5 protein-coding genes are annotated in these 12,572 nt (G+C 53.5%); all 5 read right to left on the bottom strand.

The window, feature by feature from the left end; genetic code table 11:
- Positions 1 to 9: 9 nt before the first annotated feature.
- The 5 genes from Q31a_RS16570 to Q31a_RS16550 all read right to left on the bottom strand — a co-directional run bounded on the left by Q31a_RS16570 (position 10) and on the right by Q31a_RS16550 (position 12,480).
- Complete coding sequence (locus Q31a_RS16570; protein ID WP_145080169.1) at positions 10 to 948, bottom strand: hypothetical protein; 939 nt, start codon at positions 946 to 948, stop codon at positions 10 to 12.
- Positions 949 to 1,100: 152 nt separating this feature from the next.
- The gene (locus Q31a_RS16565; protein ID WP_145080166.1) at positions 1,101 to 2,603 is read right to left on the bottom strand and encodes an AAA family ATPase; all 1,503 of its coding nucleotides are present in this window, start codon (positions 2,601 to 2,603) and stop codon (positions 1,101 to 1,103) included.
- Positions 2,600 to 2,806 carry a DUF2997 domain-containing protein gene (locus tag Q31a_RS16560; protein WP_145080163.1) on the bottom strand — a complete coding sequence of 69 codons (207 nt, stop codon included), beginning with the start codon at positions 2,804 to 2,806 and terminating at the stop codon, positions 2,600 to 2,602. The genes Q31a_RS16565 and Q31a_RS16560 overlap by 4 nt, the downstream gene beginning before the upstream one ends.
- Positions 2,803 to 3,174: a DUF1257 domain-containing protein gene (locus Q31a_RS16555; RefSeq protein ID WP_145080160.1), complete on the bottom strand. Its 372-nt coding sequence runs from the start codon at positions 3,172 to 3,174 to the stop codon at positions 2,803 to 2,805. The genes Q31a_RS16560 and Q31a_RS16555 overlap by 4 nt, the downstream gene beginning before the upstream one ends.
- Positions 3,175 to 4,899: 1,725 nt before the next feature.
- Entirely contained in the window at positions 4,900 to 12,480 is a 7,581-nt protein-coding gene (locus Q31a_RS16550) for a CHC2 zinc finger domain-containing protein (RefSeq protein ID WP_145080157.1), read from the bottom strand.
- Positions 12,481 to 12,572: the final 92 nt, after the last annotated feature.

Genomic DNA, 12,572 nt, shown 5'->3' with positions numbered 1-12,572 from the left:
CCCTCCCCTTTAACCGCGTAGAATGCGGCGACGAGGACGGTCGACCATCAGGCCATCAAGCACGCTTTGAACGCTCGATAGCTGCGAAGCCACCTGTTGGCGCAGACTGCTGTCGCTGCGAAGCGTGCTGGGGCCAACACCCGTGACAATGTCACGCGCTCGCTCAACCAGCTGATCGAGCTCGGGACACGAGGAGACGTTTAGCCTGCCGAAGCGATCGAAGAATTCACGCAGGTTGTCGACTGCGGAATCTCGAAACACTTTCGGCTTGCCGTCGTCGCTACCGGAGAGTCTTTCGCCGAGGTGTGAAACCAGTCCCGAAAGCTCGTCGACAAATGCCTGCTCGGCCAGTTGGACCGCCTCGTCAAAGCGACTGCGGACCCGTTGGCACTCCTGCTCGTAGAGCTCTGGCTGGAGACGTCGCAAGTATTCGGGAGGTTCCACACTTGGAAAATCCCAGCTGACTTCAAAGAGCCCTTCCAAGGTGACTGGGTAGTCACTCTCGGAGAAGAGTCCTCCCAGTCTCTCTGCGGCCAGCTCCTTGATCTCGTCGTAGTTGGCTTGCAACTCTCGGACCGCCAACACCAGCTGTTCCTGGTAAGAGGCCATCTGCTGATTCAGCCGGTCAAGGTCGCTGTGACGCACAAGCCGAATGCCCGCTTCGGGATAGGGAAGTGAACCGCCCTTCCAGTACTCGGTAATCTGACGCTTGAGTTGACTGACGCCCTTCATAGCGGGATGACCGGTATCGAGCAGCTTCTTGCCGGCCGAGATGAACTTTCCTTCGGCCCCAAACTGGTTGGCAGCCTGCTGGAGTTGATCGCTGGAAAGACTCTTGCGCGTTCCCAGCCAGCAGAAGGAGAGTCGCATGGCCGAGAACGAGTGCCTCAATTGGTAGGAAGAGTCGTTCGAGTGCTGATCTTGAGTGTGGTGTGTTACTGTGGACATAGTTGTCCTCCTTAGATTGGAAATGAATTTGGAACACGTGGGGTTGCGAAAAACGCCGTGCACATCGAAGTTGACGTGCACGGCGTTGAGAGGTTTTCTAGAGTTACAAGGGATGGTCGTCCCAGGTATTCTTGGGACGATCCGGAGTACGGCTAGTTGTCCGAGGGACGGAGGCTGATGCCTCGCCTGGGACGCTTGGCCGTGGTTGTCGGTAGGGCTGTTCGGAAGATGCCAGGCTGGCAAGCATCCAGGCAACGCCCATTGGCCCAGCTACGGAGCCGCTGGATGTCTTCCGAGGCGGTTACCCCGACTGGTACGATGTACTGAGCCGCGTCGACTAGCGGGACGCTCAGGAGGCTGGAGAGCCGGCAACAAGCTTTGATCTCGGCGCCAGTCCACTGTTCATCCTCCGGACGAGCCTGAGAAGGGTCGATCTCGTACTCACTCAAGTACAATTCCCAAATCGCCTCCTTCTCCTCGCGCCCGGGTAGATCGAGGAAGAAGATCCCATCAAAGCGTTCAGCGCGACTGAACTCTGGTGGGAGCCGCTGGATGTCGTTGCAGGTCACGATGGTGTACACGTCACTCTGGTGGTCGTTGAGCCAGGTGAGCAGCGTGCCAAACAGGCGACTTGAAACGCCACTGTCTCCCCTGCCACCCGAGGCGGCGCCAGAGAGAGCCTTTTCGACCTCATCGATAAACAGAATCGATGGAGCCATGGCATCAGCCGTCTTCAGAGCGTCACGAAGATTCGCTTCGCTCTGACCGACCAGTGAGCCCATGAGCTGCCCGACATCGAGCATCATCACAGGCCGGTCGACCTCCTTGCCCAGCGACTTCGCAAAGGCACTCTTCCCCGTACCCGGAACGCCCAGCAGCACCACACCACGTGGTCTGGCGAGCGTTGCTGACTGTCGCCGCAGCGAATGGCGACAGAACTGCTTCAAGCTCTCCAGCCCACCCAGCGACTCAAAGCCGTGTTGGCTCTGATGAAGCTGGAGCATGCCCGATTTGCGCAACCAAGCCGATTTCAGCTGCCAGACCTCTTCGGTCGTAAGTCTGGAGTGCCGTACTAGAGAGAGACTGAAAGCCGACTCCGCTTCCAGCCGAGTCATGCCGGCTGCTGCTTCTCTGAGGGCCTGACGCTGGGACTCTGGGTAGAGCTCAACGTCTTCGATCAAAGATTCAGCAATATCCCACAACTGCCCACCTACAGGCAGCGCATGCTGCAGGACCACAAACTGTCGCTCCAAGACTGCGGGGAGTCGAACCGTGGGTGAGACGATCACGAGATGCCTCCCGAACTGTTTGCCCAACTGAAGCTGAGTCAGCAGGGCTTGGCAGATCTCGGGGGAATCGACGAAGTAGTGGAAATTCTCCAGCACCAGGAGAGTCGACTGCTCGTCGGGCAGAGTCGCCAGACTGCGAATCGCGGCCATCGGATCAGCCTGACTGTCCTCAGGTTGTCCACCGCCTACACACCGCAACCCCGAATCGAGATTCCAGGCAAGCAGACGCAGGTCGTGTTCGGCACTCATGGCTGAGAGCTCTAGAATCGCCTCACTCGGTTCGTGCGTCTCGATCCAAATTCCTGAGAAGCCGGCACGAACCAGTTCCCAGATTTCGTCAGAGAGTGAATGGGTGCCAGTGTTCATGGCGTATCTCCAGTTTCAAATTGTTGATTTCCAGTGGTAGTACTGGATTGGTAGTAATCACTTGTGAGCTGCTCGGACGTAGTACGCCCCAGCGCTCGTTCAAGCAGGCGGCTCGCCGCCTGGCAGCTGTTTCCACGGAAGCCCTCGGTACGGACCTGCGTGGCTCCTTCGGTGTCGATTCGGATAATGATCCGTTGGCTCATTCCACACCTCCCTGAACGGTCACGCACAATTCGATCGCACCATCGGAGAGAGAACGTTCCACCACGAACCTGCCCGCCTTGCGAGCTTCGAGCATTGCCTTCTCGACGGCGTAGGCCTGCTTGAAGCGTCCTAGGTCGGCGGGATTGCCCCAGCGACCTTCGTAGTTGTCGTAGGCGAGCTGGCCTGTTGCCAGGTCGCACACGATTGGGTACCGCCACTGCGGCGGCAACACTCCCAAGCCCGTGACTGAGCGAGTGAAGAGCTTGAATTGCCCCACGGTAGGACGATCCCACCGTAGGCGCTGACAGGCGGATTGCACCGCCACTAGATCTCTGATCTCGGTCTGGACCGAAACGATGTGACTCATGTGAGTCTCCTTCTTGAAATGGGGGACAATGCGACTCGACTGAATCCAGTGGTGATTCAGATGTCGCATGAGAGAGACGGCTGATTGATGGTCAGCCGCCAGAAGAGCCCAAGATTGGGACTGGCTGGAAGCTAGGGGTTCCAGCTCAGTTGATATAGCCAGAGAAGGCCAGAAATTTAGGTCAATGCGTGCCGGCAGGCTAACAGGCGAAGATTCCTGAGCCGTTTTCCAGCCCAAATGCGGACCATGCGTCTTTCTTCCCCACTTCGATGTCAACGTCCGCCGCGTAGGCAGCTCGAAAACCGTGCGTCCGCGCACGAATTCACCTTGTTCGCGCCCTTCACGGGCGTTCGGACGCACGGTTTACGGCCTTGCGCAGTTGGAGACTCGCCCCAGAAACCCTCAGACACTGAAATTGCATATTGAGAGTATTCGCAGCGGATTTGCCAACACATGCCGTTTGCCGATCACGGTTAGGTGCATGCCAAAATTCGTCATTCCATCAATAGTTTTGGAGATGCAAGGCTCGTTTGTAAAATTCATCTTTTACAAGCCACGGTACTTTCAAAAAGGCGAACTCAGCATGTTTCAAACGAAAAACGAACCCTGTTGCCACTGCGAGGTGAAGCGGAGACAACTAAGGAAGGAAGAGAGGCAACAGATGATGGAAGCCATTCAACTCGGCATCTGTGTGATTTTAGTTCTCTCCACGATTGCAGTAGGAACCGCAGCATTAATCTCGTGCATCAGATAGAACCATTGGCGGGCGTGCTGCAGGTAGCTCGGCATGCCTTCGTCCGATTGTTGCTCCATTCGCCGAGTGAAGTCATTCGTTTCAACGCATGAGCGGAGGCGCGCAGCTGCGCACCTCCCTCGCGTTCATTTGGAGCTGATTTGGCATTCATTCAGTCTGCCAAACAAGCCGGCAACCAAACCTGTCTTCTGGGCGATGCTACTTACTCCTTTGGGAAAAACCTCAAGCAATGCTCACTGCGGTGCTTTGAAACAACCGCAGACGCTCCAACTCAGCCTTCAGCACTTCTAATAGTGATCGCACTGAACGCCAAGCAATCTCCTGCGGAGCGGGGAGGTGGATGCCGGAGCGATTCTTGGCAATGGGCGCCCCACTGGCGTCAGAAAGCCGCGTTTGATCGGCAAAAAAACTAGGCAACTGCCGGCTGGACGATCCCACAGGAGCCCCCCAATGCTTGACTGCCGTTAGCGGCTCCTAGCATCGCCCGACCGCTACGCGAGCCTATCTACGAAGGAAAACGGCGAGCAACTTTGCAGCCTCTTAGTGGCCCTCTCAGGGCTCTTGTCCGGCAAAGAGGACAGTCGCCTACAGTCGAAGTGATCGGCACGGGCTTTGGGCTCGATACTAGCTGCTCAGGACGGTTCGTCCTGGGGTATGAAAAGCAAATACTATTGGCCCTGAATTCAACGCATTTGCGAAGTCAATATAATATCCGAGAGGGACGCTTCTTTGCTCGGAAACTGCGTTCACTCGATTCATATGCCTTCGGTTAACGAAGCAGCAGGTTGGAGTCTCAACGGAAACGCAAAACGGCGAATGTTTAACGCTACGGCGTCGGCCGCCAGTCACAGCTTGACAGAACTCAATCAAGAGCACTGCCTTTTCTTCGCGAGCCACCTCACAAAGCGCCGAGATAATTTCCCCAGCCGTCATGCATTCAGGTTGGGTGAAAAGTAGGATTATTTCGCGACTCAGTCGCTTAGTTTTTCATCAGGTTCCGTCTCGACTTGGGGGACTTGCAGCTCGCATTCATCGTCATCTTCGCGATCCTCGTCCAGGTCAACGTATAACCAATCCGTTGCGACTGGCGGTGGATACGGCATTGGATTTGAAGCGTGTTGGCTCTTGTATGCTTCAGCCCGTCGTTTTAGCCAACCTGCGTTCTCCGGAACACTGTGGGCCAGCGACAACAGCGCACGTGCAAGCACGAAGTTCTTGTGGTCGCCAATGGTATTCCCCGAATTTGTAGGGGCGGAAATGATCGTCGAGATTCCTTGAAGTATTCGATCAACCACAAACTTTCGTGACGCCATGTCCGACGCTTTTTGATTTCCCCAGTCAAGCCCATCCAGCCACGGGATAACCCGAACGAGTTCGGCCAAATCAGGAGCAGGAAGTTTCGTCAGGCGTCCATAGTCGATCTTCTTTCGTTCCTGATTTTGTCGACCGCCAACCTCAAGAATCGGAAGGTGCGCAACCATCTCGAGAGGTGGTAGCAAATTCTGTGGACGCGGTTTTCCGCCGAATTGGTGATTTGGATCAACGTCCGCAATCACCATCGCTTGTTCGTCAGTGCCCAGCCACCCGCGATCCGCTTGGAACTGTCGGAAGAATCCAGGCGTTAGGCCGTGGTACGGCCCAGCACCAGGAATGCCAAGAATTTCTTTCCGATTTTCATTGTCCCAGCCATCTTCGCCGATGAAGCAGCTCTGTCCATGTGAGTGAGAACCAGAGTCATTGCAGAAGACGGTCATCATTCCAGCAGCAAGATGGTTCGCTTGGCCTAGGATTGCGTAATCGACAGTGCGCGGTGTCATAGATGGAACGAAAAGAATGCTTCGACGGCGGCTTGCCGGCTCGCCGACTCGGCTTTCTTCATAACACAGCGAGGTTTCCCTGGAAAAGGCAATGACATCCTTCATGACGTATTCTTCTTCAATATGTTTTGAAACCACCGAACGTCCGAACCGTTGGATAAGGGCATCGAGTGATTTCCAAAGCGCAAGAAGATTGGCCGGAGACATTGCGAGGAATATTTCTGAGCAAATCAATTCTGTGATTCGCGTGCTTTCGTCGGATAACGCTCCCAGGAAGTTGGACGGAGGATTGAAAATCTCGTTGTAAGCAATAGACGGATACTTTTTGAGGCGGGTCATGAATCCAGTCTTGTCTTTGATTCCTGGATGATTGGTTCTTCCGACGATCGGTAGCACTGCCGCCCATTCCTTTGCAGCGTTCAGCCAAGAAAAAGTCGCAGTGTCGTAGAACGGCGGTAGTCGGAAAGTGCCTGCCCAAACAAGAGTCTCGATTTTTCGGTCTTCCAATTGACGCTGAATCCATGTGACGGTCTCCGGGCGAGTTGAGTACTCCGGCAAAACCAGAAAGTCGACGTTGAAAAGTTTGCACGCTCTAAGCACTTCATCGAGCAGTCGTCGCCTTCTCCGCTCAACCGGGCTGAACGCGTCGAAACGGGCGGGATGCTTTCCAGCTTCCCATGATTTCTTGGGAAAGCGTTCATCGTCTGGCTGTATCCCTTCTTCCTCTGCTGTCGCCTGTTCTTTTGCGAGTTCATCGTCTGCAAGCTTCTTGAGAATCTGTTCCGAGCAATCGTAGACGGGATGTCGATAGGAACCAAAGGGTTCCACCTGTAGTTGAACTAACGCGATTCGCTTGTAGTGACTTCGCGGTTGCTTCGCCCGGCTAATCCAGGATTTCTCCTGTGCTCTCGTTAAGGCATCCCAGTCACACTCGATCTCAGGTTTCACAATGTTAGATTCGTTTTCTTTCGCTGCACGTTGCTCCGACACGGCGGACTTAACTGGGGACGGAACCTGCACCGGCTCGGAAGTGTTCTTTTCGAGAGCGTTGTCGCCGACAGAATCTATCTCGCTCGGATGCTCTCCGCTCGTATCACCGTTTAACGGCAGTGCGAAGCCAGCAAGCGAAGCGATCCCCGGTTGTGCAATGTGAACAGCAATAAGCCTGCTTTTAAATCGTGTCTCCGTCCAGCACGATTCAGATTGCTCGTTTTCGATGCGGTACTCGGCTTTATGTCCTGGGCTATCACTTGCCGTGGACGCCGTTGCGATTCGCCAGGGCTCAATCTGGAAAGATTCGAGGCCGAGACTGACTTCCCAAGTTCTGCGCCCTTCATCAGCGGAGGATTCGCCATATTCCGAAGGGACAAGCGAGAAACGTTTTGACCAACGCGGCTCGCTGACGATCAGACCAACTTGGCGTCCATACGCCTCAAGCTGGCTTGAAAACTCGAGTACCCGTTCGTGGCAGTCATCCTTGAGAAGTGAATCGAGACCTTTCCAAGGATCTGACTCGTCCGGAAGATCGTCATTCTCATTGCGGCTTACAGGTGCCGCTAAGAAACCTGCAAGCGAACGGAATAGCGAAACTGCATTTTCATCGTCATTTTCTGTCGACATCGAGCGGAGACGCAAGTTTGACGAAAGCGTCCCAGAAACAATTCCTGCTGCGATACACCAACCGAGCGGGGTAATCCGACCGAGACTCTCTTTGTAGTTTCGATTCTCGGGTTGCAATCCTCCGTTCAGAGTCGCCAACAACAATACCACTCCTTGAGACCGTTCTCCTTCTGCTTGTTCTGTTCGTTGTTCGCGAACGAAACAGCCGGTGTCATCGAGATTCCATTGAGCAAGATTCACTTTGCTTGGATCTAGACCGATAAGCTCCTCGCGAAGACCTGGTTCTGCGACAACCAATTCGAGCGTCAGACATCGAAGCAAATCGGCAAGTCCGGTCAGCGCCAAGCCATTCGCAAGTGCCTGAAGTGGTGTTTCAACATTCTCATCGCGTTCACCAAGACGCTTTTTCAATTCTGCAACGCGATCCGAAAAACTGATCCAAGCAGACACATTGCGACGTTCTATGAATTTCGGCCTGGGACTTACAGGCAATCGCTCAGAGAGTTTCCGGTCAGTGTAGATGACGCTTCTTGCAATTCTTGCGAGAAGATCGGTTGGAACTCCGGGCACACTCGGATCATCGTCCGCGTGGACGCTATCAAAACGCTTGGCGGCAAAACGCGTTTCAAAGACCGTCGTGACGACTGCCGCGATTTGCCTATATGGTTCGTCGTCCTCACCCAACGCTGGGAACGAACGCAGGCGACCAATCACCCTTTGCAGACTGGGCGGTATCGACCCATTGTCATGAACAAGCGAAACCTTTGCTGTTCCGCCACAGAGACGCTGCAGACTAAACCGAATAAGCTTTTCCTGCGCCCACTGATGCTCCCAGTCCTCCTCGGACGACTCCGGTATCGCTGACGGACGAACAATGTTCACCAGCGGGTTGCATGCCACTTCATCCATCAATCCAAGAAAGTCGGTAATCGCGATACCTGCCCGCCAGTATCTGGAGCCATTGTGAGGAACTGGCTTTGCGAGCAAGCCATTGATTGCTGACCGGGCAAAACTCTGCCCAGACAACTGTTCCGCCTCGACGGAGTGCCCAAGGGTTCCCTCAATCGCTTGGCCTTCAGAACCTTCACGCGCAACTAAGTTGTACAAGTTCGGCGGGCACTCAAAACTGTCCGAAGCGGCGTTTACCAAGTTCTCGAATGATCTTGCGATCCATCGACCGAGGGTTGCATTCTCCCACAGTTCTTCTTTGCCATCCGGTTTGAGTAGATGCCAAGTTTCGCTGTTGGCGTTGAAGTACTCGTACGATGTTCCTGCCGTCTCCCATTTCAAACTGCGAGGTGCGAGATCCGCTGAATTGAGCGGCGATTCAGACGTCGATTCTACCTGGTTCTTCACTGACTCAATCGGAACAGCAAGAAACTTACCACGCGCTGATCCGACAAAGTATCGAAGGCCGCCGATGGGGATGCATGGCAACCAAACCGAATCCTCTTCCGTTTTTGCTTTCAATGCTTCATCGACGAGCGGACGTCGCCGATTCAGCAGCCTAGCTGCGTCCGTCATTGCAATGTTAAGCAGTACGCTGAGCGAGCGAACAGCAAGTTCACCAGTTACACGAGATGCAACATCATCTCCAGTCGAGAGCCAGCTCGCCAAAATTTTGGCAAGGCAGTTGTCTGGCGATGATGTGACTTGCTCATTGATCGCCTGCTCCATCCAGAACAAAACATCGATGTCGTCAGCTTGCTTTTCGTTCGATAAACGCCCAACAGCTTCGTGATATAAAATATGAAGAGGCGTGTCATCTCGTACAACGTTTCCAAGTTTCGCAAGCAACGCTCCGAAAGGCGGAACGGCTGAAATCGAAATTAGATAACGAGTGATCGTTTCCGACTTAGGGAAGTTGGCTCGCAAGTGCTCGATTCGTCCAATTAAATACTGGGAGTCATCGACTGGCGAGATAGTCACCGTTTGTGCAAGTAAGCTCAGTTCATGGACGGAAAGAATGAAACCGTCGTCGTTCGAGTCAGCACTAAAATCAGTCCTGAGTTGCTCAACCAATCCAGCATTGATTGATTGAGCGATCGCGTTTCTTAGGTCAAGTGCCTTCGCCTGTTCAACGTCCGCGAATGCCTCAGAATTGAAGCTACGACTAGAGAGCAGTTTATCGAGACCGTGAATCGCTGCGAACAGCATGGTTTGAGAAGGCTCGGTATCGCCATCGTTGGACATAGCTGATGCAGTCCATAGCTCTCTGAACTTTCCGACAGCGTCGGAATTGCTCCACGTCTTTCCGGTCTCGCTTAGCTCTGCGGTATAGATTCTCCAGATCAATGCAGCGACATGGCATTGATCACCAAATCGGACTTCAACACACTTAAGGACTTTTTCGACAACACTTGACAGGGCTGACGCAGTTACGCCGGGCCTTCGTAATTCCGGATCATGCAATTGCACTAAGGCAGAACGACGATCGACGCACCCGTCGTCCGATAGGATGGGTGTTACAATTGGGGGAGCTTGCGAGAATCCAGAAACGCCGACGAGTCCGCGATCAGCGGTTAGCCAATTCTGAACCTCAATAGCATTCATCGCTGGTAATGGGTCTACCTTCGGACTTAAATCGAGGCCAATCTTTCCAAGCTCTTTTTCGATCAACATCCGAATGCGATTAAGATCGTTCTTTGAGCGTGCGATGACGACCATGTCGTCTACGTACCGAGCGTACGTTACCGAGGGAATCGAAACGCCCTTATTCAACTCAACAATTGCGGCTGAAACCGCTTGGTCCAGTGGAAATAGTGCGATTGTTCCAAGATATGCCGACAGACTTGGCCCCTGCGGCATACCGCGAGGCGCTCCGCTATTAAATGACGTGTCAACTCCCGTGCTTGGGTCGTAGTATTGGTATCCAAAGCTCTGGTCGCATAGCACATCAATAAACTGCCGTGCTCGCGTCGCCGTATCGCCGATGGTTGGTTGAAACGACGGGGCAAAATCAGTTGGTTTACTGAGCGTCCCAATTGCATTTTGCAATGGCTCTAAAAGCACGCGGTCGATTGCAGCCCTCGAAAGTGAGTCGTAGTAGCCTCGAACGTCAAGCCGAGCAACGTAGTACCGGCGATCGTCAGTCCAGTCCCGATTGCTTTCGCGTACCGAGTTGGATAGGTAATCGACAAATTCCGACCAACATTCCGGGTACGGGCGGAAAAAGCCTTCATTTCCCGGCGTCTTCTCTCCATGTGCAATCGACATGTCTACTTGGTAGGAAAAGCAAGTCGCTGCAGTCGCTGCAGTCGAAGCACCGGAAGGAAGGCCTGTCGCGTGAACACCACCGCCGGAGTACCGAATGGCAGGGATACAGTCTCTAAAACTGGGTGGTAGGCGACTTTCATCGCTACCCAACAGTTCATTGAGAAGATACTGTTGAATCGAAAGTTGTTCTGGGCAGGGAATCGCTTTCAGTCGGCTCCCGCCTGACGCCTTGGGCACACTCATGGCGAGTAGCGGTTCGATCTTGCATTTAGAGGTTCCGAGTAACTCTCTGAAATAGGGAACGATGACGTTACCACCGACCAGTAACCGATCCCAACTCTTCGCGTCGACTGGGAATTCTCGTCGTTGAGAAAAACAATGCGCTATTTGAATCGCATGAAGTAAATTGCGTTGCTCGCTGCTCCTAACAATGTTTCCATCTTCAATCGCTGAGCCAGAACTGTCTTCACGGCGTGATAGAAAGTTTTCGAGGTCAAATTCCCAGGTGCCTCGCGTACCTGTGTTGTCGTCTACTGAAAACGAAGTGCGAAAGAAGCTATCTCCCAGTCGGTCGAGAACATCGTTCCACTCATCGCGTTTCAACAACAGTTCGACGCGCCGTCTCGCAGAAAACTTCTGGGAAGATGGGAGGCGTTTCCAATTTGATTCCAATTCACTTGATCTGCATCCAATGCTGTGGGACAAAAGAAATTGTCCAACCGCAGTCACATGCTCCCTTATTCGCTCAATAGCTGTCCGCTTAGCAACGCCTTTTAGCCAACTGTCTGGGTCTGCCCCAACGTAGCCATGATCGCCGCCCTGTGAGGTCACAACTTCAATCATGAAGTTTGCCGACTTTACGATCTGACGAAGCAATTGTGCGAGAACTCGGCGTGTTCCCTCGACGCCCGCATCGTCACTATCAAAAAAGACCCGTATCACAGGCGAACGATTTCGCATCAATGCGTCGCGAGCAAGTTCGCCGAGGAGTTCAGCTTGTGTTTCAGAAAGATCGCTTCCCATCGCAGCGACCGCGTGGAGTCCGAAACCTGCAAGCCTGAGTACATCCGTTGGCCCTTCAACCACATAGACGTATTCAAGCGGTTCAATTGTGCCCTCTTCGCCAGCGTCCGAATCACTCGCAATTGCTTTACGCACGACATCAGCACCGAACAAGTGCTTGCTCTTCTGGAACGACCTCGTGAAAAGGTATCGCTGCCGAGCATCTTCTGCGACTGCTCGACCGATAAAGCCCCTTGGCTGCCCTCGAATGTCCTTCACAGGAAAGACAATTCGATCTCCGAACATTGCATCGCGAAACGGAATGTCCAGGTCCAGCTCTGGTTGTCGCGCATCAACGCCTGCAGCGCGAACGACAAGTCCAGCGTCTTCAAGAGAAGCCAACGTCTCTCGATCTTTGTTGAATTCAGTTGAGAGCTTTTGATTACGGGTGAAGCGGACGTCGAACCGCTCTAGTGTTGCTATTTTGTAACCGCGTTGCTTCGCCCAAGTCTGTAGGCCTGATTTTTCATACGCGGTACTTGTCGTAAAGGCTTTCAGCGCAATCGACTCTGCTGAACGAGACCGACTTGCTTTTGAAGTTCGTGGTAGTGAAACTCCCGCGAACTGAGCAACCAATTCGAGGGCCTCACGGAATTCGACATTGTTGTGTCTCTGAACCAAGTCGAAGACATCGCCCTTCTCGCCGCAAGAGAAACACTTGTAACGCCACTCGCCGTTGGGAAGTGTGTACAGCGACATCGAGGGCTTTTGATCCTTGTGGAAAAGACAGCTTACAAAGCTACTTTTCCCCTTTTTGATTACAGTCAGCCCGAGGTGCCGCGCGAATTGAGGGAGGTCTACTCTATGAAGTTCTTCGATGGTATCTTGATCGCTCACGCCCGTTGCCCACGCCTATGACATTTTTCATCGGTTTCATTTTCTGAGATTAGTAAGATTCTAGCTCACACTGGGGCCTTAGGCGACCTTGG

Source organism: Aureliella helgolandensis (genome assembly GCF_007752135.1).
Lineage (GTDB): Bacteria > Planctomycetota > Planctomycetia > Pirellulales > Pirellulaceae > Aureliella > Aureliella helgolandensis.
The sequence above is the reverse complement of the archived record's forward strand: the minus strand, read 5'-3'. Positions and strand labels throughout refer to the sequence as shown.